Origin of the sequence: Actinomadura sp. NAK00032, assembly GCF_013364275.1 — a bacterium.
GTDB lineage: Bacteria > Actinomycetota > Actinomycetes > Streptosporangiales > Streptosporangiaceae > Spirillospora.
In genome coordinates this window covers 4,845,397-4,867,464 of the sequence record NZ_CP054932.1, presented here as the reverse complement: position 1 = coordinate 4,867,464, position 22,068 = coordinate 4,845,397, and the positions used below count along the sequence as shown (strand labels likewise).

Annotated in this window: 21 protein-coding genes; 19 read left to right on the top strand and 2 right to left on the bottom strand. The window is 73.4% G+C overall.

The features are described from left to right. The first annotated feature begins 209 nt into the window (after window positions 1-209). The 8 genes from HUT06_RS22670 (at window position 210) to HUT06_RS22630 (ending at window position 7,606) form a co-directional block, all read left to right on the top strand. Window positions 210-419: a ubiquitin-like protein Pup gene (locus tag HUT06_RS22670; RefSeq protein ID WP_021593619.1), complete on the top strand. Its 210-nt coding sequence runs from the start codon at window positions 210-212 to the stop codon at window positions 417-419. A gap of 109 nt (window positions 420-528) precedes the next feature. Next, the gene (locus tag HUT06_RS43950) at window positions 529-1,671 is read left to right on the top strand and encodes an endonuclease VII domain-containing protein (RefSeq protein ID WP_217711400.1); all 1,143 of its coding nucleotides are present in this window, start codon (window positions 529-531) and stop codon (window positions 1,669-1,671) included. Window positions 1,672-1,901: 230 nt separating this feature from the next. Beyond that, window positions 1,902-2,747 (top strand): proteasome subunit beta, encoded by an 846-nt coding sequence (prcB, locus tag HUT06_RS22655; protein ID WP_176197565.1) that lies wholly within the window; start codon window positions 1,902-1,904, stop codon window positions 2,745-2,747. A gap of 21 nt (window positions 2,748-2,768) precedes the next feature. Further along, window positions 2,769-3,542, top strand: a complete 774-nt coding sequence (gene prcA / locus HUT06_RS22650) for a proteasome subunit alpha (RefSeq protein ID WP_176201549.1) — start codon at window positions 2,769-2,771, stop codon at window positions 3,540-3,542. 203 nt (window positions 3,543-3,745) lie between these two features. Further along, a complete protein-coding gene (gene pafA / locus HUT06_RS22645) occupies window positions 3,746-5,104 on the top strand; it encodes a Pup--protein ligase (RefSeq protein WP_089325990.1) in 1,359 nt (452 codons plus the stop codon). A 112-nt stretch (window positions 5,105-5,216) separates the two neighbouring features. Then, the gene (locus HUT06_RS22640; protein WP_176197564.1) at window positions 5,217-6,155 is read left to right on the top strand and encodes an FKBP-type peptidyl-prolyl cis-trans isomerase; all 939 of its coding nucleotides are present in this window, start codon (window positions 5,217-5,219) and stop codon (window positions 6,153-6,155) included. A gap of 173 nt (window positions 6,156-6,328) precedes the next feature. Next, entirely contained in the window at window positions 6,329-7,024 is a 696-nt protein-coding gene (locus tag HUT06_RS22635; RefSeq protein WP_254715329.1) for a metalloregulator ArsR/SmtB family transcription factor, read from the top strand. A gap of 33 nt (window positions 7,025-7,057) precedes the next feature. Next, window positions 7,058-7,606 (top strand): DUF3291 domain-containing protein, encoded by a 549-nt coding sequence (locus HUT06_RS22630; RefSeq protein WP_176197563.1) that lies wholly within the window; start codon window positions 7,058-7,060, stop codon window positions 7,604-7,606. Between the two features lie 16 nt (window positions 7,607-7,622). On the opposite strand, the gene HUT06_RS22625 is transcribed toward HUT06_RS22630, so the two are convergent. Continuing rightward, the gene (locus HUT06_RS22625) at window positions 7,623-8,705 is read right to left on the bottom strand and encodes a DUF3866 family protein (RefSeq protein WP_176197562.1); all 1,083 of its coding nucleotides are present in this window, start codon (window positions 8,703-8,705) and stop codon (window positions 7,623-7,625) included. A 104-nt stretch (window positions 8,706-8,809) separates the two neighbouring features. Between HUT06_RS22625 and HUT06_RS22620 the strand changes: the two genes are divergently transcribed. Genes HUT06_RS22620 through HUT06_RS22595 form a run of 6 tightly spaced genes read left to right on the top strand, consistent with a single transcriptional unit; the run spans window position 8,810 to window position 15,188 of the window. Then, the gene (locus tag HUT06_RS22620; RefSeq protein WP_176197561.1) at window positions 8,810-9,820 is read left to right on the top strand and encodes a YafY family protein; all 1,011 of its coding nucleotides are present in this window, start codon (window positions 8,810-8,812) and stop codon (window positions 9,818-9,820) included. Next, complete coding sequence (locus tag HUT06_RS22615; protein WP_176197560.1) at window positions 9,817-10,809, top strand: YafY family protein; 993 nt, start codon at window positions 9,817-9,819, stop codon at window positions 10,807-10,809. Before HUT06_RS22620 ends, HUT06_RS22615 begins: the two co-directional genes overlap by 4 nt. Window positions 10,810-10,833: 24 nt before the next feature. Beyond that, window positions 10,834-11,052, top strand: a complete 219-nt coding sequence (locus tag HUT06_RS22610; protein ID WP_176201548.1) for a hypothetical protein — start codon at window positions 10,834-10,836, stop codon at window positions 11,050-11,052. A gap of 25 nt (window positions 11,053-11,077) precedes the next feature. Beyond that, complete coding sequence (gene tatA / locus HUT06_RS22605) at window positions 11,078-11,461, top strand: Sec-independent protein translocase subunit TatA (RefSeq protein WP_176197559.1); 384 nt, start codon at window positions 11,078-11,080, stop codon at window positions 11,459-11,461. 54 nt (window positions 11,462-11,515) lie between these two features. Beyond that, window positions 11,516-12,379 (top strand): twin-arginine translocase subunit TatC, encoded by an 864-nt coding sequence (gene tatC / locus HUT06_RS22600; RefSeq protein WP_176197558.1) that lies wholly within the window; start codon window positions 11,516-11,518, stop codon window positions 12,377-12,379. Window positions 12,380-12,416: 37 nt separating this feature from the next. Continuing rightward, window positions 12,417-15,188 carry an RNA helicase gene (locus HUT06_RS22595; protein ID WP_176197557.1) on the top strand — a complete coding sequence of 924 codons (2,772 nt, stop codon included), beginning with the start codon at window positions 12,417-12,419 and terminating at the stop codon, window positions 15,186-15,188. A 21-nt stretch (window positions 15,189-15,209) separates the two neighbouring features. Here the strand turns inward: HUT06_RS22595 and HUT06_RS22590 are convergent, their stop codons facing one another. Further along, the gene (locus HUT06_RS22590; protein ID WP_254715328.1) at window positions 15,210-16,070 is read right to left on the bottom strand and encodes an oxygenase MpaB family protein; all 861 of its coding nucleotides are present in this window, start codon (window positions 16,068-16,070) and stop codon (window positions 15,210-15,212) included. A gap of 210 nt (window positions 16,071-16,280) precedes the next feature. On the opposite strand from HUT06_RS22590, the gene HUT06_RS22585 reads away from it, so the two are divergent. From HUT06_RS22585 to HUT06_RS22565, 5 genes are all read left to right on the top strand, one after another. Then, window positions 16,281-17,297, top strand: a complete 1,017-nt coding sequence (locus HUT06_RS22585) for an ABC transporter ATP-binding protein (protein WP_176197555.1) — start codon at window positions 16,281-16,283, stop codon at window positions 17,295-17,297. After that, window positions 17,294-18,139 (top strand): ABC transporter permease, encoded by an 846-nt coding sequence (locus HUT06_RS22580; protein ID WP_176197554.1) that lies wholly within the window; start codon window positions 17,294-17,296, stop codon window positions 18,137-18,139. The genes HUT06_RS22585 and HUT06_RS22580 overlap by 4 nt, the downstream gene beginning before the upstream one ends. A gap of 173 nt (window positions 18,140-18,312) precedes the next feature. Beyond that, window positions 18,313-18,939 (top strand): TetR/AcrR family transcriptional regulator, encoded by a 627-nt coding sequence (locus tag HUT06_RS22575; RefSeq protein WP_176197553.1) that lies wholly within the window; start codon window positions 18,313-18,315, stop codon window positions 18,937-18,939. After that, a complete protein-coding gene (locus HUT06_RS22570; RefSeq protein ID WP_176197552.1) occupies window positions 18,920-19,687 on the top strand; it encodes an ABC transporter ATP-binding protein in 768 nt (255 codons plus the stop codon). The genes HUT06_RS22575 and HUT06_RS22570 overlap by 20 nt, the downstream gene beginning before the upstream one ends. Continuing rightward, the gene (locus HUT06_RS22565) at window positions 19,684-22,053 is read left to right on the top strand and encodes an ABC transporter permease (protein WP_176197551.1); all 2,370 of its coding nucleotides are present in this window, start codon (window positions 19,684-19,686) and stop codon (window positions 22,051-22,053) included. The genes HUT06_RS22570 and HUT06_RS22565 overlap by 4 nt, the downstream gene beginning before the upstream one ends. Window positions 22,054-22,068 lie beyond the last annotated feature (15 nt).

Sequence of the window (22,068 nt, the reverse complement as noted above, 5' to 3'; positions counted from 1 at the left end):
CGAGCCCTATCGCCCCGCTGACCTGCGCGGACGGGTGAGGTCTCGGTTTCGTGACCGCTTTGCCCGTTTCACCGCCCGGCGGACCGGCGATAACCCGAGCATGCCCCCGGCCCGGGGGGAACCGGGACGGCGAAACGGACGTTTCAAGATCCGCTAGCCGTCGAAGATCCCGGCTAGGGTCGGAGGCACCGGCAGAGCGGAGGTACGGAATGGCCACGAAGGACACCGGCGGTCAGAAGCAGACCACCCGGCGCACGGAAGAGGTCGAGGAGACCGAGGCCACGACCACCGAGGACGTGCAAGAGCGCCAGGAGAAGCTCACGGACGACGTGGACTCAATTCTGGACGAAATAGACGAAGTATTGGAAGAGAACGCAGAAGACTTTGTCCGTGCATACATCCAAAAAGGCGGACAGTGATATACAAATCGGACATTCCGTAAGTGGCAGGGAAGGCCTGCTTTAGGTGGGGCTTTCTTGATCGGCAAAGTGCAACGAAGTCATGGGCGGGACTGCTAAAGTCCCGCCCATGACTTCGAAAAGATGTTCGGACTGCGGTTCGGTCAAGTCCGTCGGAGAGTTCTGGAAGCGCAAGTCCTCCGTAGACGGCCGGGCTCCCTACTGCAAGGTCTGCTTCGGGATCCGAAACAGTCGCTCTTATCGGAAAAAGCAGACGCAGATCGGTAAGAAAGTGAGGCCATATCGCAGGCGTTCAGATGTCCCGGAGGGGATGAAGTACTGTGCGCGGTGCGATGAGACTAAAAAAATCGAGGAGTTTGGGAGTAATCGTTCCGAAAAGTCCGGGCTCGCCGCCTACTGTCGCCCCTGTCACGCGGCGGCCATAGCGGAGATCACGAAGCGTAACCACGGGAGCAGCCGCAACTACCTGCTCAAGCTGCGCTACGGCCTCACCGAGGAGCAGGTCGCGCGGATGATCGCAGAGCAGGGCGGGGTCTGCGCGATCTGCCTGCGGGCCGATGCGAAGCACGTCGACCACAGCCACCTGACCGGCATCGTCAGGCGCATCCTGTGCTTCAAGTGCAACGGCGGGCTCGGGCAGTTCCGGGACGACCCCGACCGCATGCGCCTCGCGGCCAACTACCTCGAGCTGCGGGGCCCTCATGCGCGGCGGCTGCGCATAGAGATCGGTGCTCCGCTCTTCGGCGGCCCCGACCGCGTCCGCTGGGATCCGTTCTGGAGGGCGCGGGCGAACGCCACGCAGTCGGCGCGGCACTACCACCTGCGGCAGAAGTACGGCATCAACGACGACGACACGAAGTGGCTCCTCAAGGTGCAGGTGGGGTACTGCGCGGTGTGCTCGGACCATCCGGCGGAGCACGTCGATCATGATCACAAGACCGGCGCGGTTCGCGGCCTGACGTGTGTCGGGTGCAACTCGGGTATGGGGCAGCTGCGGGACGACCCGATCGCGCTGCGCCGCGCGGCGGACTATGTGACGGAACGGCTCGTGCGGACGGTGGGGACGGACGGGGGCGGGACGCGGCTGTCGCTCACGGTTCCGGACGTCGATCCGGCCGCGGTGCCGAGGGGCGGCTGGAAGGCGTACTGGGAGGAGGACGGCCTGTTCCGCAAGGAGACGCTGCCGTTCGACGAGGAACTCGACATGCCGACGTGGGATGAAGCCAGGCAGGATCTGGTCCTGCCCGGTTGAGACGGCCTGAGAGCAGAGTCGCAGGGTGGCTGGGCGGCGGGCCGTTCAGTGCGCGTGGGGCCGCTGTGGTGCCGAGCAGGGCGAGGCCCTTGCGGTCGAAGGGTTCGCCGTGGGCTTAGGCGGGTGGGGATCGCGTGGCATGCGCGCGGGCGACCTTGAACAGTAGGGTCGTAGACGTCCGTGCCGGTGGGGTTGTCGCGCCGGTGCCATGGTGGAGGGAAGGGAGTCGCGTGGCGTCCCACGATTCGCACATCGGGCGTCTGCCCGGGTTGTTCGCGAACCCGGATACGTCGTCGTTCACCGAGTTCCTGGGGGCGTACTCCCCGCAGTCGCTGCCCGGGGGGCGGACGCCGCCGGCGTCGCGGGCGGGGGACGACATCCCGCACGGGACGACGATCGTCGCGGTGAGCTTCGCCGGCGGGGTGGTGATGGCGGGGGACCGGCGGGCGACCGCGGGCAACGTCATCGCGCAGCGCGACATCGAGAAGGTGTTCCGGGCGGACGAGTTCTCCGCGATCGCGATCGCCGGGACGGCCGGCATCGGGATCGAGATGGTGCGGCTGTTCCAGGTGGAATTGGAGCACTACGAGAAGCGCGAGGGCCGGACGCTGTCGGTGGAGGGCAAGGCGAACCGGCTGGCGACGATGGTGCGGCAGAATCTGGCGATGGCGATGCAGGGCCTGGCGGTGGTGCCGCTGTTCGCGGGCTATGACGAGGAGCGGGACGAGGGCCGGATCTTCTCCTACGACCCGGCGGGGGGCCGGTACGAGGAGCGGGACTTCCACTCGATCGGCTCGGGGTCGGTGTTCGCGCGCGGCGCGCTGAAGAAGCTGTACCGGGGCGACCTGTCGGCGGAGGACGCGGCGCTGGTGTGCGTGCAGTCGCTGTACGACGCGGCGGATGACGACTCGGCGACGGGCGGGCCCGATCTGACGCGCCGGATCTTCCCGGTGGTGGCGTCGGTGACGTCGGACGGGTATCGCCGGCTGGGCGAGGACGAGGTGGGCGCGCTGGCGCAGGCCGTTGTCGACGGACGTTACGACTCGCCGGGCGGTCCGACCGCCCCGCTGCGATAGAAGGGATCCTGACCGGTGTCCATGCCGTTCTATGTGTCGCCCGAACAGCAGATGAAGGACAAGGCGGACTATGCGCGCAAAGGTATCGCGCGTGGCCGCAGTGTCGTGGTGCTGCAGTACGACGACGGCATCCTGTTCGTGGCGGACAACCCGTCGCGGGCGCTGCACAAGATCAGTGAGATTTACGACCGGATCGCGTTCGCGGCGGTGGGGAAGTACAACGAGTTCGAGAACCTGCGGCTGGGCGGGGTGCGGTACGCCGACATCAACGGGTACCAGTACGACCGCCGGGACGTGACGGCGCGGGGGCTGGCGAACGTGTACGCGCAGTCGCTGGGCACGATCTTCACGGAGACGAACAAGCCGTACGAGGTGGAGTTGGTCGTCGCGGAGGTGGGTGAGGACGCGGAGACCGACCAGATCTACCGGTTGACGTTCGACGGTTCGGTGGCGGACGAGCACGGCTATGTCGCGATGGGCGGGCAGGCGGACGCGGTGGCGCAGTCGCTGAAGGACGGCTACCGGGAGGGTTCGTCGCTGGTGGAGGCGCTGCGGACGGCGGTGCGGGCGCTGGAGGCGCAGGATTCGGATCGGCATCTGGAGGCGACGTCGCTGGAGGTCGCGGTGCTGGACCGCAACCGGGAGCACCGGCTGTTCAAGCGGCTGACGGCGGCGCGGATCGCGGATCTGCTGTCGGCGGCGGAGGGCTCCGGCGGGGCGGGCGCCGCGTCGGGCGATGCGGAGCCGGGCGGTTCCGCGGGTTCGTCTTCTACGTCGGGGGCGGACGAGGACTGAGGCCGAGCGGGCCTGCGCGCCGCCCCCGCGCGGGGGCGGGCGCGGGTTCCGGGGTTCGGGCCCGTCGTGGCGGGGCGGTCGTGTCCGCTTCGCCGCGGCGGGCTCTGCCCTTTCCGGGTGCGGAGGGGTGCGTCGCGGGGGCCGCGGGAAACGGTGGGGTCGAGAGACTGCCAAGTGGGGGCCTGGCCGCATAGGGTCTTGGTGTGGACAGGCGCATCTTCGGGCTTGAGAACGAGTACGGCGTCACTTGTACCTTCCGGGGGCAGCGGCGGCTGTCGCCGGACGAGGTGGCGCGCTATCTGTTCCGGAGGGTGGTGTCGTGGGGTCGTAGCAGCAATGTGTTCCTGCGCAATGGGGCGCGGCTGTACCTGGACGTGGGGAGCCATCCGGAGTACGCGACGCCGGAGTGCGATTCGGTCGTGGACCTGGTGACGCATGACAAGGCGGGTGAGCGGATCCTGGAGGGTCTGCTGGTGGACGCCGAGCGGCGGCTCCGCGAGGAGGGGATCGCCGGCGACATCTACCTGTTCAAGAACAACACGGATTCGGCGGGGAATTCGTACGGCTGCCATGAGAACTATCTGGTGGGGCGGCACGGGGAGTTCGGCCGGCTGGCCGACGTCCTGATCCCGTATCTGGTGACGCGGCAGATCATCTGCGGTGCGGGGAAGGTGCTGCAGACGCCGCGCGGCGCGGTGTACTGCGTGTCGCAGCGGGCGGAGCACATCTGGGAGGGCGTGTCGTCGGCGACGACGCGGTCGCGTCCGATCATCAACACGCGGGACGAGCCGCACGCGGACGCGGAGCGGTTCCGGCGGCTGCACGTCATCGTCGGCGACTCGAACATGAGTGAGACGACGATGCTGCTGAAGGTCGGGGCGACCGATCTGGTGCTGCGGATGATCGAGGCGGGCGTGGTGATGCGCGACCTGACGCTGGAGAACCCGATCCGGGCGATCCGCGAGGTGAGCCATGACATGACGGGCCGGCGGAAGGTGCGGCTGGCGAACGGCCGGGAGGCGAGTTCGCTGGAGATCCAGAAGGAGTACTTCGGCAAGGCGCGTGACTTCGTGGACGCGCGCGGCGGTGACGCGACGGCGAAGCGGGTGCTGGAGCTGTGGGAGCGGACGCTGCGGGCGGTGGAGACCGGCGATCTGGACCTGGTGTCGCGGGAGATCGACTGGGTGACGAAGTACAAGCTGATCGAGCGGTACCGCCGCAAGTACGATCTGCCGCTGTCGTCGCCGCGGGTGGCGCAGCTGGATCTGACGTACCACGACGTGCACCGGGACCGGGGCCTGTACTACCTGCTGGAGAAGCGGGGGTCGGTGGACCGGGTGACCCGCGATCTGGACATCTTCGAGGCGAAGTCGGTGCCGCCGCAGACGACGCGGGCGCGGCTGCGGGGCGAGTTCATCCGGAAGGCGCAGGAGAAGCGGCGTGACTTCACGGTGGACTGGGTGCATCTGAAGCTGAACGACCAGGCGCAGCGGACGGTGCTGTGCAAGGACCCGTTCCGGTCGGTGGACGAGCGGGTGGACAAGCTGATCGCGGGGATGTAGCGGCGGTGCGGCGGCCCCCGGTGCGACACGCGCGCCGGGGGCTACCGGCGGGTCACCAGGGCGGTAGGGTGAGCGCGCAGTAGCGGTTCGTCGCCCCTCGGAGGACCCCCGTATGCTCCGCCGTTCCCGGTTGCTGTCCGTGGTCGTCGTGCTCGCCGCGCCGCTGGCGCTGTCGGCGGGGTGCTGGTGGGGCGGCGACGGTGTGGGCGTCACGGTGCGGGGCGATGTCGGGAAGCTGCCGGAGGTGAAGTTCCCGAAGGGTGCGCCGGACGACTCGTTCGCGGTGGAGACGCTGGCGGAGGGCAAGGGCGCGGCGGCCCGCAAGGGTGATCTGGTGGTGGCCGATTATGTGGGCTACCGGTGGAGTGAGAACGGGCGCAAGCTGCTGGCGAGCAGTTACGCGAAGGGGCAGCCGGGGGCGTTTCCGACGGGCCGGCTGGTGCCGGGGCTGACGAAGGCGTTCGTGGGGGCGCGGGCGGGGTCGCGGGTGGTGGCGCGGATTCCGCCGGAGGACGGTTTCGGCGCCGACGGGGATCCGAAGCACCAGGTGGGCGGGGACGACACGCTGGTGTACGTCCTGGACGTGCGGGCGGTGTATCCGAAGTCGGCGGGGCCGCACGGGGCGAAGCAGGCGCCGCTGAGCGAGCCGGGGCTGCCGAAGGTGGCGGAGGCGCCGGCGGGGCAGGCGCCGGTGGTGACGATGCCGCGGTCGGCGGCGCCGAAGAAGCTGCAGGTGCGGACGCTGGTGCGGGGTGACGGCCCGGCGGTGCGCAAGGGGCAGTTGATGGTGCTGCAGTACGGCGGGTACTTCTGGCGGGACGGGCGGGTGTTCGATTCGTCGTGGTCGTCGGGGCATCCGTCGGCGGCGGTGATCGGGACCGGTCAGGTGATGAAGGGCTGGGACCGGGGCCTGGTGGGGCAGCGGGTGGGGAGCCGGGTGCTGCTGGTGGTGCCGCCGTCGCTGGGGTACGGGGCGAAGGGGCTGGCGCAGTTCGGGATCAAGGGTTCGGACACGCTGGTGTTCGTGGTGGACCTGCTCGGCGCGCACTGACCCGCACCGCGCACTGACCCGCACCGCGCACTGACCCGCACCGCGCACTGACCCGCGCCGCGCACTGACCCGCGCCGCGCACCCCGTCCCGACCTGGACCTCTGCCGTGTGCCCGCCGTTTCCGTCGCGGCGGCGGTTCTAAGCGGAGTCCTCGTTGTTCTTAGTATGGCGGGGTGGAGGACATCGAGGCGATCGCGCTGCTGCAGGATCCGGTGCGGCGGCGGCTGTACGAGTTCGTGGCCGCGCAGGGGCGCGAGGTGGGGCGCAACGAGGCGGCGGAGGCGGCGGGCGTCGCGCGGACGCTGGCGGCGTTCCATCTGGACAAGCTGGTGGACGCGGGGCTGCTGGTGGCGGGCAGCCGGCGGTTGACGGGCCGGTCGGGGCCGGGTGCGGGGCGTCCGGCGAAGGTGTACCGGCGGTCGGCGGCGGAGTTGGGCGTGTCGGTGCCGCCGCGTGATTACGGGACGGCGGCGGGGGTGCTGGCGGAGGCGGCGGAGGCGGCGGGCCTGGACATGGAGGTGCAGGACGCGGCGCGGCGCCGGGGGCGGGCGCTGCGGGGCGTGTGGGGCGGTGGCGCCGGTGGGCTGGCGGGGGTGCTGGCGGAGCGGGGCTATGAGCCGGTGGCGGACGAGGGCGGGGCGGTGCTGCGGATGCGCAACTGCCCGTTCCACGCGGTGGCGGAGTTGTTCCCGCCGCTGGTGTGCGGGATGAACCTGGCGCTGCTGGAGGGGCTGGTGGAGGGGTCGGGGGTGCGGGTGCGGATGGATCCGCGGCCGGGCTGGTGCTGCGCGGCGGCGGATGTCCCGGAGCCGGAGCCGGAGCCGGAGCCGCCCGCCGCGGCGCCGCCTTCTAAAAACAATGAGCGTTGACATAGAAGAGGGCGCCGTGGTGAGGTGGGGATCATGACCGATGACGCCGCGTACCATCTCGCCGAGTTCAACGTCGCCACCCTCCTGGAGCCCCTCGACGCGCCGGGCATGGCCGACTTCGTCGCGCTGCTGGATCCGGTGAACGCGCTCGCCGACGCCGCGCCGGGTTTCGTGTGGCGCCTGGTGGAGGAGGGGGAGCCGGACGCGACCGGGATGCGCCCCGCCGGCGCGGACGTGATCGTCAACTACTCGGTGTGGGAGTCGGCCGAGGAGTTGTGGGACTTCGTGTACCGCAGCGCGCACCTGGAGACGCTGCGGCGGCGCCGGGAGTGGTTCCGGCGGCACCTGGAGGCGCATCTGGTGATGTGGTGGATCCCGGCGGGCAGGATCCCGACCGTGGAGGAGGGCCTGGAGCGGCTCGCGCTGCTGCGCGCCCACGGCCCGTCCCCGCGCGCGTTCACCTTCAACGCGTCCTACACCGCCGCCGAGGCCGCCGCAGCGGAGGAGACCGCGGCGAAGGAGGCGGCGAAGGAGACCGCGGAGGAGGAGACCGCGGCGGCGGGGGCCGCCGCGGTCCCGTGACCCGGGAAGGGCGCCGCTAGCCGAGCAGGGCGGCGGTGTGGCGGCCGGCGGCGGCCGCGGTGAGGAAGTAGGGGAGGTCCTCGTCGAGGCGGCGGCCCATGGTGGACAGCCGGACGCCCCAGTCCTTCTCGGCGGCCCTGAGGGTCGCGTGGAGGCCGTCGACGGGGACGGGGACGAGCCGGTGCCGGTCGCCGAGCGGCGCGGCCTCGGCGGCGACGCGGGCGCCGAAGGCGCCGCCGAGTTCGGGGACGGGGATGTCGGCGGCGGCGAGGGCGACGCGGCCGTAGGCGGTGAGGCAGTGGTGGGAGACGCCGATGTGGCGCTCGCGCCGGTCGCCCTCGCTGACGCGCAGGGAGCCGACGGGCCGGCCGCCGAGGACGGACGCCGCGTTGACGGCCTCGCCGGCGGCGACGCCGGAGAACCCCCAGGTCGTCCCGGTGCCGAGGTTGCCGGGGCCCTGGGCGAGGACGGCGACGTCGGCGTCCAGGACGAGCCGCGCGGCCAGGAGCCCGGTGTGGACGGTGACGGCTTCGAGGTCGCCGCCGAAGGCCTGCCCGGTGGTGATGGTGGCGGCGAGGGCCCCCGCGTCCTTGAGCCGGGCGATGGACATGGAGAACCAGGACGGCAGCGCGCCGCCGTCCGGCATGACGTACACGACGCGGGTGGCGGGCCGGGCGGCCAGCAGCGCGGCCAGGATCGGCGGCAGCGCCGAGTGCAGGTCGGCGACGATGACGGGCATGCCGCCGAGGGAGTCGGCGTCGCGGAGCAGGTCGTGGTGGGGGGAGTCCTGCTCGTCGGCGCCGAGGACGGTGGCCTGCAGGGGGGTGTAGCGGGCTTTGACCAGGTGGCCGGGGCCGGCCGGGTCGGGGGGGAGCCGGTCGGGGACCGCGACGACCATGGCGTAGCCGCCGGTGCCGAGGCCCATCGCCAAGGCCGTAGTGTTGAGCAGGACGGTATCGCCCGGTTCGGGCCGCCCGACCAGGGCGGGGTAGGCCAGGGCGCGGTGCGTGCCGTCGCCCCCGATCGAGACGGTCAGCTCGACCGCCCCCGGCCATTCGCGGCGGATGTCCTCGACTGTGCCTTTGCGCCATCGGATCACACCGGGAAACGGTAGCGTCCTGCACGACGGCTCGCGGGGACGATCGGCCCACCCGGCGGGGGCGGGGCCACGCGGGGACACGGAGGGAACGAGGTGGTGGCGGAGTGTCGCGGCGCAAGACCGAGCGCCTGCTGAATCTGGTGGTCTGCCTGCTCGCGACCCGGCGCTATCTGACGGCCGAGCAGATCCGCCGGGCCGTGCCCGGCTACCCGGACTCCGATGAGGCGTTCAAGCGCATGTTCGAGCGGGACAAGGAGGAGCTGCGCGAGCTCGGCGTCCCCCTCGAGGTCGGCAGCGACCTGCAGGGCGGCGGCGGTGAGGAGATCGGGTACCGGATCCCGCCGCAGGCCTACGAGCTGCCCGACATCCACCTGACGCCCGACGAGGCGGCGGTGCTGGGCCTGGCGGCGCGGGTGTGGCAGCGGGCGAGCATGGCCGAGGCGGCGTCGGGGGCGCTGCTGAAGCTGCGCGCGGCGGGGGTGGAGACCGACGCGGCGCCGGCGGTGGGGATCGAGCCGCGGGTGAACACCCACGAGCCGTCGTTCGCGGCGCTGTGGGAGGCGGTGCGCGACGGCCGGCCGGTGGCGTTCGACTACCAGGGCATCGGGCGGACGTCGGTGGTGCGGCGGCACCTGGAGCCGTGGGGGGTGGTGAGCCGCCGGGGCCGCTGGTACGTGGTGGGCTTCGACCGCGACCGCGACGAGCAGCGGGTGTTCCGGCTGAGCCGGATCGTGGGCGAGGTCGCGGCGGACGGCCCGGCGGGGTCGGTGGCGGTCCCGGACGGGGTGGACGTGCGGCGCATCGCGTTCGACTGGGGCGACCCGGTGAGCGACCCGCGGCCGGCGGTGGTGCGGCTGCGGCGCGGCGCGGCGCAGGGCCCGCGGCGGTGGGCCCGCGACGTGCGGCCGGTGCGGGACGCGGCGTGGGACGGCGAGTGGGACGAGGCGGTGCTGACGTTCCGGGACGTGGACCGGTTCGCGCCGTACCTGGCGCGGTTCGCCGACGACGTGGTGGTGCTGGACCCGCCCGACCTGCGGGAGGCGGTGATCCAGCATCTGAAGTCGGTGCTGGCGGGCGCGGGCGTCCGGCCGGCGCCGGAGGGGGAGGTGCGATGAGCGGGAAGGCGGCGGCGACGACGTCGACCGACCGGCTGGGGCGGCTGCTGGCCCTGGTGCCGTACGTGGTGAACCGGGACTCGGTGCTGCTCGGCGAGGCGGCGGCGGCGTTCGGGGTGACCGAGAAGCAGCTGATCGACGACCTGAACCTGCTGTGGTGCGTGGAGCTGCGGGCGCCGGACCCGTACTGCCCGATCGACCTGTCCTACGAGGGCGGGGAGATCACGGTGGCGGAGGCGGAGTCGATCGCGCGGCCGCTGCGGCTGAAGACCGACGAGGCGTCGGCGCTGCTGGTGGCGCTGCGGATGCTGGCGGGCATCCCGGACCTGGACGACCGGGACGCGCTGAGCCGGGTGATCGCGAAGCTGGAGAGCGCGGCGGGGGAGGCCGCGGCGGCCTCCAGCCAGGTCGCGGTGGAGGTGGACGCCTACGGCGGCACCGCCGACCCGGCGCGCACCGCGGTGGGGGTGCTGCGGGACGCGATCGCGCGGCGCCGCCGGGTGCACCTGACGTACTACGTGCCGGCGCGGGACGAGAACACCGAGCGGGACGTCGACCCGATGCGGCTGCTGGTGGTGGAGGGCAACACCTACCTGGAGGGGTGGTGCCGGCGGGCGGAGGCGGTGCGGCTGTTCAAGCTGGACCGGATCGCCGGGCTGGCGGTGCTGGAGGTGCCCGCGGAGGTGCCGGACGAGGCGGAGCCGATCGACGTGGACGCGGGCCTGTTCCGCCCGTCGCCGCACGACGCGGCGGTGACGCTGGAGCTGACGCCGCGGGGCCGGTGGGTGGCGGACTACTACCCGTGCGAGAGCGTGGAGGAGCTCGGCGAGGGGCGGCTGCGCGTGGTCCTGCGGTCCCCGGACGCGCGGTGGGTGCGGGGGCTGGCGCTGCGGCTCGGCGACCAGGGCCGGGTGGTGGCGCCCGAGGCCGTCGCCGCGGGGGTGCGCGAGGACGCGGCGCGGGCCCTGTCCCGGTACGGCCTGGCGTAGCGGATCGGGTAGCCTCGCCGGGTGATGTGGGTCGCGGTGTCGGTGTCGCTGGGCTTCGCCGGGCTGGCCGTGCTCGCCTGGTGCGCGTTCAAGGTGTGGCTGGGCGTGCGGCGTTTCGGCCGTGAACTGGAGCGCACGCGGCGGCGGCTGGAGCCGAAACAGTCGGCGCTGCGCGATGAACTGTCCCGCCTCGACGAATCCCGGTCGTCACAAACGCCCGGGGAGGGCGTACGATCTGCGTGAGTGCCGTCTGCTGAAGAGGATTGCCATGCCGAACATCGGGACTCCCGAACTGATCATCATCCTGCTGGTCGTCGTGCTGATCTTCGGTTCGGCGAAGCTGCCGCAGTTGGCGAGGTCGCTGGGCAAGTCCGCGCGGATCCTGAAGGCGGAGACCAAGGGGCTGCGCGAGGACGAGGACGCGCCCGCCGACCAGGCCGCCACGCCGGCGTCGGCGGCGCAGCCGACGTCCCAGTCGCAGGGTGACGCGGACGCGCGCGAGCGCGCGGCGCGGCTGCGCGAGGAGGCGGCGCGGCTGGAGCGGGAGGCGGCGGCGGCCGAGGGCGGGCAGCGCCCGCGCGGCGCGCTCGGTTCGGGTGAGCCGATCCAGGGCGTGCCGGTGTCGGACCCCGACCGGCTCCGCCAGGGCTGACGGCCCGCCGCGACGATCCCGCCCCGCCGCCCCCTGAGAGCCTGAATGGCCGCGATGAAGCTGAACAGGCGCGACGCCGCCCCCGACGGCCGCATGCCGCTCATGGACCACCTCCGTGAGCTGCGCAACCGGTTGATCAAGGCGATCCTGGCCTTCGTGGTCGGCGCGATCGCCGGCTGGCTGCTGTTCGACCCGGTCTGGGACTTCCTGAAGCAGCCGTACTGCTCGCTGCCGCAGTCCCACGTGGTCGACAAGGACCAGTGCTCCCTGTTCGTCAACGGGATCTTCTCCTCGTTCTTCCTGAAGCTGAAGATCTCCTGCATCATCGGCGCGGTGATCTCCGCGCCCGTGTGGCTGTACCAGCTGTGGGCGTTCATCGCGCCGGGGCTGTACAACCGCGAGCGCCGCTGGACGTATGTGTTCCTGGGCGCGGCGGTCCCGCTGTTCTTCGTGGGGACCGGCCTGGCGTACCTGACGGTCGACAAGGGCCTGGCGATCTTCCTGGGGTTCGTCGCCGACGACGTCAAGCCGCTGATCACCGTGGACAGCTACCTCGGCTACGTGCTGACGATGCTGCTGGTGTTCGGGCTGACGTTCGAGCTCCCGCTGTTCGTGGTGGTGCTGAACCTGGCCGGGGTGCTGAGCTCGTCGCGGATCCGCCGGTCGCAGCGGATGATCCTGTTCGGCATCTTCGTGTTCGCGGCGGTCGCGACGCCGAGCGCGGACCCGTTCACGATGCTGGCGCTGGCGCTGCCGACGGTGCTGCTGTTCGAGATCGCCGCGCTGCTGGCGTTCGTCAACGACCGCCGCCGCGCCAACCGGCCCGATCCGTACGCGGGCCTGGCCGACGACGAGGCGTCCCCGCTGGACCTGGAGGCGATCGACGCCGAGCTGGAGAAGGGCGAGCGGGCCCGCTGATTGGGTATCGGGCCGGTCGAAACCGTAGGCTCGAAGTATGACCACCCCCGACACGACGTCGGCCGAGCAGTCCCCGGCCCAGCGCTACGCGGCCTACCGCAGGCGCACCGCGGGGCACGGCCCGGCCCTGCTGGACTTCCGCACCCTGTACGACTTCGAGCTGGACCGGTTCCAGCTGGAGGCGTGCCAGGCGCTGGAGGACGGCAGCGGCGTCCTGGTCGCCGCGCCCACCGGATCCGGGAAGACCGTGGTGGGGGAGTTCGCCGTCCACCTGGCGCTGACCGGCGGCACCAAGTGCTTCTACACCACGCCGATCAAGGCGCTGTCGAACCAGAAGTACGCCGACCTCGTCCGCCGGTACGGGGCGGAGAAGGTGGGGCTGCTGACCGGCGACAACAGCGTGAACGGCGAGGCGCCGATCGTCGTGATGACGACCGAGGTGCTGCGGAACATGCTGTACGCGGGGTCGCAGACCCTGGCGGGGCTGGCGTTCGTGGTGATGGACGAGGTGCACTACCTCGCCGACCGGTTCCGCGGCGCCGTCTGGGAAGAGGTGATCATCCACGTCCCGGACTCGGTGCGGATCGTGGCGCTGTCGGCGACGGTGTCCAACGCCGAGGAGTTCGGCGAGTGGCTGCACGAGGTGCGGGGCGACACCGCCGTGATCGTGGACGAGCACCGGCCCGTCCCGCTGTTCCAGCACATGCTCGTCGGGTCCCGCCTGTACGACCTGTTCGCCGACACCGGCAAGGGCAGGGACCGGCAGGCCCGGCTGAACCCGCAGCTGACGCGGATGGCGGTGGAGGAGGTCCGCCGCGCGAAGGTCAACCAGGGGCGGCGGACGGGCCGGCGGCGGGCGCCGCGCCCGCAGCGGTTCCGGCCCCCGCACCGCCCCGACGTGATCGAGCGGCTGGAGCGCGCCGGGCTGCTCCCGGCGATCACGTTCATCTTCTCCCGCGCCGGCTGCGACGCCGCGGTGCTGCAGTGCCTGCACGCGGGGATCCGGCTGACCTCCAAGGAGGAGGCGGAGGAGATCCGCGCGCACGCCGAGCTGCGCACCGCCGACATCGCGCCGGAGGACCTGCGGATCCTCGGGTTCGGCGACTTCCTGGACGCGCTGGAGCGCGGTGTCGCCGCGCACCACGCCGGGATGCTGCCGACGTTCAAGGAGATCGTCGAGGAGCTGTTCACCCGCGGGCTGATCAAGGCGGTGTTCGCGACGGAGACGCTGGCGCTCGGCATCAACATGCCGGCCCGCACCGTGGTGATCGAGAAGCTCGACAAGTGGAACGGGGAGGCGCACGTCGACCTGACGCCCGGCGAGTACACGCAGCTGACGGGCCGGGCGGGGCGGCGCGGCATCGACGTGGAGGGCCACGCCGTGGTGGTGTGGGGCCCGAACGTGGAGCCGGCGTCGGTGGCGGGGCTCGCCGGCACTCGCACCTACCCGCTGAACTCCAGTTTCCGGCCGTCCTACAACATGGCGGTGAACCTGGTCGGCGCCGTCGGGATCGAGCGGGCCCGGACGCTGCTGGAGGAGTCGTTCGCGCAGTTCCAGGCCGACCGGGCCGTGGTCGGGCTGGCCCGGCAGGTCCGCAAGAACGAGGAGGCGCTGCAGGGGTACGCCGAGGCCGCGCAGTGCCATCTGGGCGACTTCATGGAGTACGCGGCGATGCGGCGGCGGCTGTCGGACCGGGAGGCGGAGCTGTCGCGGGAGCGGTCGTCGGCGCGGCGCGCCGAGGCGGCCAGGTCGCTGGAGCGGCTGCGGCCGGGCGATGTGATCCTGGTGCCGTCGGGGCGGCGGTCGGGGCTGGCCGTCGTCCTGGACCCGGGCGTGGGGCGCCGCTCGGACGGCCCGGCGCCGCTGGTGCTGACGGTGAACCGGTCGGTGCAGCGGCTGTCGGTGCAGGACTTCCCGCGCGCCGTGGAGCCCGTCGACCGGATCCGGGTCCCGAAGTCGTTCAGCCCCCGCAACCCGCAGGACCGCCGCGACCTGGCGTCGACGCTGCGCAACCGGGTGCCCGACGACGTGCGGGAGCGCAAGCGGTCGCGGGGCGACTCGGCCGCGGCCGAGGACGCCGAGGTGACGCGGCTGCGCGCCGAGCTGCGCCGCCACCCCGTGCACGGCTGCGACAAGCGCGAGGACCACGCCCGCTGGGCGGAGCGCTACCACCGGCTGGACCGGGAGACCGAGCAGCTGCGGCGCCGGGTGGAGGGCCGCTCGCAGGTGATCGCGCGGACGTTCGACCGGGTGTGCGCGGTGCTGCAGCAGCTCGGGTACCTCGACGAGGGCGACGCGGTCACCGACGCGGGCCGCCGCCTCGGCCGGATCTACAACGAGCTGGACCTGCTGACCGCCGAGAGCCTGCGCGAGGGGCTGTGGGACAGGCTCGGCCACGCCGAGCTGGCCGCGTGCGTGTCGGCGCTGGTGTACGAGTCGCGGCAGCCCGACGACGCGACGCCGCCGCGCACGCCGGGCGGCGCGGCGCAGGACGCCCTCGCGGCGATGGTGCGGCTGTGGGGGGAGCTGGACGCGGTCGAGCGCGACAACCGGGTGTCGTTCCTGCGGGAGCCCGATCTGGGGTTCGCGTGGACGGCGTACCGGTGGGCCAAGGGCGACGACCTGGACGAGGTGCTGCTGGAGAGCGACCTGACCGCGGGCGACTTCGTCCGCGCGGTCAAGCAGCTGCTGGACCTGCTCGGCCAGATCGTCGACGCGGCGCCGGAGAACAGCCACCTGCGCAAGACCGCGCGGCGGGCGATGGACGCGATGCGCCGCGGTGTCGTGGCGTACTCGTCCGTGGCCTGACCGGGCCCCCGGCCCGGAGGGTCAGGGGCGGCCGTCGCGGCGGCGGGCGCGGCGGGCGGACAGGGTCCGGTTCACGCGGTGGGTGGCGAGGCGGACCAGGATCGGCCGCGGCGGGCGCCGCAGCACGCCGGGCGTGACCCGGTGCACGGCGGAGGCGGTGCCGAGCAGCAGCGCGGCGGCGCGGCGCCGGCCCGGCGTCCACGGCAGCCCGTACTGCGCGCGCAGCGGCTCGGGGAGCATGGCCGCGGTGACGAGCCGGAACACCGCCAGGGCGGGGAACAGGACGCGCAGCCTGCGGGGCCGCAGGACGGCGTCGGCGACCTCGCGGGCGGTGTCGGTGACCTCCAGCGCGGCGAGGGTGTCGGCCATGTAGGCGCGGAACGCGGCCAGGTCGGCGGGCTGGGCGTCCAGGGGGCAGCCGAGGACCTCGGCGACGACGCGCGCCTGCCGGTAGTAGTCCTCGGGCAGGCCGTCGTCGTCGCGGGGCCGCATGAGGGTCTCGTGGACGTACAGGGCCGAGTCGATGAGGGTGGCGTTGACCCACAGCTGCAGGCCGGGGTCGTTGCCGGAGTAGCCCTCGCCGCGGACGGCGCCGTGGATGCCGCGGACCTTCGCGGCGATCCGGCCGACCTGGTCGGGGGTGCCGAACGTGGTGACGAGCAGGAAGTCCAGGGTGCCGAACAGGCGGGCGAGGGGCCGGTCGGCGAAGTCGCTGTGCTCGGCGACGCCGCGGGCCACGGCCGGGTGGGCGAGCTGCATGAGCAGGGCGCGGCCGGCGGCGAGGCCGACGAGGGGCTCGGCGGCGAGCGCGCGGAGCACGTCGCGGTCGGCGAGCCGCTCGGCCGGCGGGTCGGGCGCGGGGATCGGGGGTGTGGCGGGCAAGCGTGCCTCCCGAGCGGTCGGGTCGTGCCCGCCATCCTCCCGCACCTATTGACGAACGGTCAATAAGGTCGGGGCGCGGCCGGACCCCGGCCGCCGCCCCCTACGAAGGTCGGAGGCGGCTCCGCACTCCGGAGGATCCGCGCCCCGCGCCCGACGCGCTAATGTGACCGTGATCACGGAAAACGCCGCCGAACCGACCGGGACGTGTGAATGATCGAGGCGGAGAACCTCACCAAGCGCTACGGCGACAAGACCGCCGTGGACGACCTGTCCTTCACGGTCGTCCCCGGCCGGGTGACCGGCTTCCTCGGCCCCAACGGGGCCGGCAAGTCGACCACCATGCGGCTGCTGCTCGGGCTGGACCGGCCCGACCGCGGCGACGCCCGCATCCACGGCCGCCACTACCGCGACCTGAACGCGCCGCTGCGCGTGGTCGGCGCGCTGCTGGAGGCGCGGGCCGTGCACACCGGCCGCAGCGCCTACAACCACCTGCTGTGCCTGGCACAGACGCAGGGCATCGGCAGAAGGCGCGTCGACGAGGTCATCGACCTCGTCGGGCTCACCGGGCCCGCCCGCAAGCGCGCCGGCGGGTTCTCCCTCGGCATGGGGCAGCGGCTCGGCATCGCCGCCGCGCTGCTCGGCGACCCGTCCGTGCTGATCCTGGACGAGCCCGTCAACGGCCTCGACCCCGAGGGCATCGTGTGGATCCGCACCCTCATGCAGCGGCTCGCCGCCGAGGGCCGGACGGTGTTCGTCTCCAGCCACCTCATGAACGAGATGGCCGTCACCGCCGAGCACCTCATCGTCATCGGGCGCGGCCGGCTGATCGCCGACTGCTCCACCGAGGAGTTCATCGAGCGCAGCACCCAGAAGGCGGTGGTGGTGCGCAGCCCCGACGCCGAGCGCCTGGCGGGCGTCGTCGCCGCCGAGGGCGGCAAGACCGAGCCGGGCGGCGACGGCCTGCTCACCGTCACCCACATGGAGGCGCCCCGCGTGGGAGAGCTCGCCGCCGCAGAGGGGATCGTCCTGCACGAGCTGACCCCGACCCGGGGCTCCCTGGAGGCGGCCTTCATGGAACTGACCCGCGACAGCGTCGAGTACGGCGCCGGCGAGGCCCCGCCCGCGGCGCCCGGCCTGCCCGGGGTCCCCGGCGCGCTGCCGGGCGCCGGGCCCGCGCCGCAGGCCGCGCCCGGAGCCGTCCCGGGCGCAGAGGGAGAGCCGCGATGACCCAGCCCGCCACCGCCACCGCCGCCGCGCCCCGGCCCGGCCCGGACGAGTTCGCCAAGCCCGGCTTCGGGCGGCTGCTGGTCGCCGAGTGGACGAAGATCCGCACGGTCCGGTCCACGCTGTGGTCGCTGATCCTGCTGGTCGTCCTCGACCTCGGGTTCACCGCGCTGCTGGTCGGCCTCACCATCGCGCAGTGGGACAACACCAGCCCCACCGACCGGGCGCAGATCGCCGCCGACCCGGTCAGCTTCATCCTCGGCAGCGGGTTCTTCCTCAGCCAGCTGGCCATCTGCGTGCTCGGCGTGCTGGTGGTCGCCTCCGAGTACTCCACCGGCATGATCCGCGCCAGCCTGCTGGCGGTGCCGCGGCGGCTGCCGATGCTGTGGGCCAAGGCGACGGTGTTCGCGCTGGTCGTGCTCGTCCTCGGCATCGCGGTGTCGTTCGGGTCGTTCTTCATCGGCGCGGCGATCAGCGGCGACAAGATCGAGGTCTCCCTCGGCGACGACGGCGTGCTGCGCGCCGTCATCGGCGGCGGCCTGTACCTGGCGATGCTGGGGCTGTTCGCGCTCGCCGTCGGCGCGATCGTGCGGCACACCGCCGGCGGCATCACCGGCGTCATCGGGTTCGTGCTGGTGCTGGCGCCGCTGGCGATGCTGCTGCCCGGCAGCGTCGGCGACCACATCCACGCCTACCTGCCGTCGGAGGCGGGCGCGCTGATCGCCAAGGCCCACCAGGGGCCCGACGACATCCTGTCGCCCTGGCAGGGGTACGGCGTCTTCGCCCTCTGGACGGTCGCGCTCCTCGCCGTCGCCGCGTACCTGCTCAAGCGCCGCGACGCCTGAGCGCGCCCCGCGCCGCGGAGCTCAGCCGCCGGCCTCCCGCACCCTCGGGTGCGGGAGGCCGGCGGCTTTCGCATGCCCGCGACCTGGACTGTTGCACGCTGCGAGGACTCGGGTCTACCGTATTGGGCAGTTGGGCAGTTGCTTAAAGCGAGTGACCAAGAGGCGGGGGAGTGATGGCGGACGGCGAGGTGCCCACCCGGATCCGGCTGCTGGAGGCGGCCGTCGCGGTGATGGCCGAGGGCGGCTGGGCCGCGGTGACGTCGCGGGTCGTGGCCGACCGGGCGCAGGCCAACAACGCGCTCGTGCACTACTACTTCGGGTCCGTGGACGCCCTGCGGCGGGCCGCGGTCCTGCACGCGGTCGAGAAGGAGCTGGAGGGGCCGCTCGAGGCCATCCTGCGCGCCGAGGACGCCCTCGCCGGCGTCGCCGACGCCGTCCGCGGGCTGGTGGAGCGCGGGCCCGGCACCGCCGGGCAGCTGGTGATGGTCGAGGCGATGCTGCACGGCATCCGCGACGAGGAGCTGCGCGCCGAGACCGAGCGGCAGATCCGGATGTTCCGCGACCTGCTGGCCGAGCGGCTCGCCGCGAACCAGGCGGCCGGGACGCTGCGCCCCGACGCCGACCCGCGCGGCCTGGCCGTGGTGATCGCGGCCCTGCTGGACGGGCTGCTCATGCACGCCCTGATCGACCCCGGGACCGAGGCCGGCGACGCCGCGGCCGGGCTGCTGGCCCTGCTGCGCCCGGCCGGCCCGGGAGACGAGGATGACCGAGGAGACGAGGATGACGCGACACGCGAGTGAGCCCGCCCCCGCCGGCCCGGCCGGGACCGCGCCGGCGGACGCCCCGCCGGCGGTCCTGCTGCGCGGCGCGGGCAAGACCTACGGGACGGGGCACGCCGCCGTCCGCGCGCTGCGCGAGGCCGACCTGGAGGTGCGGCAGGGCGAGTTCGCCGTGCTGCTCGGCCCGTCCGGGTCCGGCAAGACCACCCTGCTCAACCTGATCGGCGGGATCGAGCCCGCCACCGCCGGCGAGGTCGCCGCCGGCGGCCGCGACATCACCCGGCTCGGCGAGGACGGCCGCACCGCCTACCGGCGCGACACCGTCGGGTTCGTGTTCCAGTTCTTCAACCTCGTCCCGTCGCTGACCGCGCTGGAGAACGTCCGGCTGGTCGCCGAGCTGACCGGCCGCGGCGACCGCGAGCGCGCGGCGGCCGCGCTCGCCGCCGTCGGGCTCGCCGAGCGCGCCGGGCACTTCCCCGCGCAGCTGTCGGGCGGCGAGCAGCAGCGCGTCGCGATCGCCCGCGCCATCGCCAAGGACCCCGCGCTGCTGCTGTGCGACGAGCCCACCGGCGCCCTCGACCTGGAGACCGGGCGCGGCGTCCTGCGCGTCCTGAAGGACCTCAACGCCGAAGGCCGGACCGTGCTGGTCGTCACCCACAACGCCGCGATCGCCGCGATCGCGCACCGCGTGGTGCGGATGCGGTCCGGCCGCATCGTCGAGGTCGCCGCCAACGACTCTCCGGCGGGCGCGGACGAGGTGACGTGGTGAGCGTCCTCAACACCAAGCTCCGCCGCGACCTGCGGCGCCGCCCCGCGCAGCTGGTGTCGGTGGTGGTGCTGGTGATGCTCGGCGTCGCGCTGTTCGGCGCGTCCTACGACGCCTACAAGAACCTGGACGCCGGATACCGGCAGACCTTCCGCGACTACCGGTTCGCCGACCTCACCCTCGCGGGCGGCGACACCGCCGCGATCGCGAAGGACGCCGCGGCCCGGCCCGGTGTGGCGGCCGCCGCCGCCCGCACCGTCGCCGACGTGCCGCTGCGCATGCCCGGCGGGGACAGCCTCGTCGGCCGCGTCGTCGGGCTGCCCGCCGGGTCCCAGCCCGAGGTGAACCGGGTGAAGGTCCTCACCGGCGCCTACCTCGACCCCGCGGCGCCCGGCGGCGTCCTCGCCGAACGGCACATCGCCGACCACGCGCACCTGGAGCCCGGCGACGGGGTGTCGGTGTGGGACGGCCGCGCGTGGCGGACGGTGCGGGTGCGCGGCACCGCGTCCTCGCCGGAGTACCTGTGGCCCGCCGCCAGCCGCCAGGACGTACTGCCCGCGCCCGGCTCGTTCGGGGTGCTTTTCGTCCCCGAACCGCTCGCCCGCAGCATCGCCGGCGCCGCCGCACCGAACCAGGTGGCCGTCTACTACACCGCCGCCGGACGGGACCGCGCCGCCGAACTGGACGCGGCCCTCACCGCCGCCGCCCGCGGGCACGGCGCCGGCGCGGCGATCACCCGCGCCGAGCAGCCCTCCAACGCCACCCTCGCCGAGGACATCAAGGGGTTCTCCGAGCTGGCGGTGATGTTCCCGCTGCTGTTCCTCGCCGCCGCCGGCGTCGCCGTGTACGTCGTGCTGACCCGCCGCGTCGCCCGCGACCGCGTCGTCATCGGCACGCTGCGCGCCGGCGGGTTCCGCCGCCGCACCCTCGTCGGGCACTACCTGGCGGCCGGTGTCGCGGTCGGCGCCGCCGGGTCCGTGCTCGGCGTCGCCGCCGGGCTGCTGCTCGCCGGGACGGTGACGCGGCTGTACGGGGACGCGATCGGGCTGCCGGAGACGATCGTGTCCGTGCGCGCCTCCACCGTCCTCGGCGGGCTCGCGTTCGGGATCGTCGCGGGCGCGCTCGCCGCCCTCGCGCCCGCCGTGTCGGCCGCCCGCGTCCCGCCCGCCGAGGCGATGCGCGGCACCGTGCCCCGCACCGGGGGAGCGGGGCCGCTCGCCCGGCTGGAACGGGCGCTGCCGTTCGCCGGGCGGCTGCCCGCCGGGGCGTGGCTGGTGCTGCGCGGCCCCGTCCGCCAGTTCCGCCGCACCCTCTACACCATGGCCGGCGTCGTCCTCGCCCTCGTGCTGATCCTGGTGTCGTGGGGGATGCTCGACTCCTCCCAGGCCACGGTGTCCCGCCAGTTCGACCGGATCCAGCGGCAGGACGCCGAGCTCACCCTCGGCCGCCCCCTGGACGGCGGCGGGCTCGCCGCGATCGCCGGGACGCGCGGCGTCCGCGCCGCCGAGCCCGCCGCGCACCTGCCCGTCACGATCACCGCCGGGGACGCCGCGTACTCCACCACCGTCGTCGGGCTGCCCGAGACGACCCGGATGCACCGCTTCCTCACCCCGGGCGGCGGCGAACGGGCCCTGCCCGGGCAGGGCGCGCTGATCGGCGCCGCGCTGCGCGGCAGGCTCGGCGTGGACACCGGCGACCGGATCGGGCTGCGCCTGCCCGGCGGCCGCACCGCCACCACGACCGTCGCCGGGTTCGTGGACGAGCCGCTCGGCACCTACGCCTACGCCTCGCTCGGCCAGGTCGCCGCGTGGGACCCCGGCGCCCGGCCCGACACCGTCCTCGTGGCGTTCGACCCCGGCGCCGACCGCGCCGCCGTCGAGCGCGCCCTGGCCGCCCGGCCCGGCGTCGTCGCCTACACCGACGCGCAGGCGCTGAAGAAGACCATGGACGAGTACATGAACCTGTTCTACGTGTTCGTCGCGGTCATGCTCGCGTTCGGCGGGCTGCTGGCCTTCACCGTGCTGTTCGCCACCCTGTCGGTCAACCTCGCCGAACGCGGCACCGAACTGGCCACACTGCGCGCCGCAGGCGTCGGGCGGCGCCGCCTCGCCCGGCTCGTCACCGCCGAGAACCTCCTGGTGGTCGCCGCCGGCGCGGTCCCCGGCCTGCTCCTCGGACGGCTCGCGACCGGCGCGTTCCTCGGCGCGTTCAACAGCGACCTGATGTCCTTCCACACCGAGATCAAGCCGGCGACGTTCGCCTGGTCGGCGCTGGCGGTGCTCGCCGTCGCCTGGCTCGCGCAGCGCCCCGGCCTGCGCGGCCTCGCCCGGATGGACCTCGCCGCCCTCGTCCGGGAGCGGGCCGGCTGACGCCGCGGACCGGCC

What these genes read in the sequence shown, in the direction of transcription:
- tatA (WP_176197559.1), top strand. Translation starts at nt 11,078, where the DNA reads ATGCCGAACATCGGGACTCCCGAACTGATCATCATCCTGCTGGTCGTC.
- HUT06_RS22595 (WP_176197557.1), top strand. Translation starts at nt 12,417, where the DNA reads ATGACCACCCCCGACACGACGTCGGCCGAGCAGTCCCCGGCCCAGCGC.
- HUT06_RS22575 (WP_176197553.1), top strand. Translation starts at nt 18,313, where the DNA reads ATGGCGGACGGCGAGGTGCCCACCCGGATCCGGCTGCTGGAGGCGGCC.
- HUT06_RS22615 (WP_176197560.1), top strand. Translation starts at nt 9,817, where the DNA reads ATGAGCGGGAAGGCGGCGGCGACGACGTCGACCGACCGGCTGGGGCGG.
- HUT06_RS22630 (WP_176197563.1), top strand. Translation starts at nt 7,058, where the DNA reads ATGACCGATGACGCCGCGTACCATCTCGCCGAGTTCAACGTCGCCACC.
- HUT06_RS22580 (WP_176197554.1), top strand. Translation starts at nt 17,294, where the DNA reads ATGACCCAGCCCGCCACCGCCACCGCCGCCGCGCCCCGGCCCGGCCCG.
- HUT06_RS22585 (WP_176197555.1), top strand. Translation starts at nt 16,281, where the DNA reads ATGATCGAGGCGGAGAACCTCACCAAGCGCTACGGCGACAAGACCGCC.
- HUT06_RS22570 (WP_176197552.1), top strand. Translation starts at nt 18,920, where the DNA reads ATGACGCGACACGCGAGTGAGCCCGCCCCCGCCGGCCCGGCCGGGACC.
- HUT06_RS22640 (WP_176197564.1), top strand. Translation starts at nt 5,217, where the DNA reads ATGCTCCGCCGTTCCCGGTTGCTGTCCGTGGTCGTCGTGCTCGCCGCG.
- HUT06_RS22670 (WP_021593619.1), top strand. Translation starts at nt 210, where the DNA reads ATGGCCACGAAGGACACCGGCGGTCAGAAGCAGACCACCCGGCGCACG.
- HUT06_RS43950 (WP_217711400.1), top strand. Translation starts at nt 529, where the DNA reads ATGACTTCGAAAAGATGTTCGGACTGCGGTTCGGTCAAGTCCGTCGGA.
- tatC (WP_176197558.1), top strand. Translation starts at nt 11,516, where the DNA reads ATGAAGCTGAACAGGCGCGACGCCGCCCCCGACGGCCGCATGCCGCTC.
- HUT06_RS22610 (WP_176201548.1), top strand. Translation starts at nt 10,834, where the DNA reads ATGTGGGTCGCGGTGTCGGTGTCGCTGGGCTTCGCCGGGCTGGCCGTG.
- prcA (WP_176201549.1), top strand. Translation starts at nt 2,769, where the DNA reads ATGCCGTTCTATGTGTCGCCCGAACAGCAGATGAAGGACAAGGCGGAC.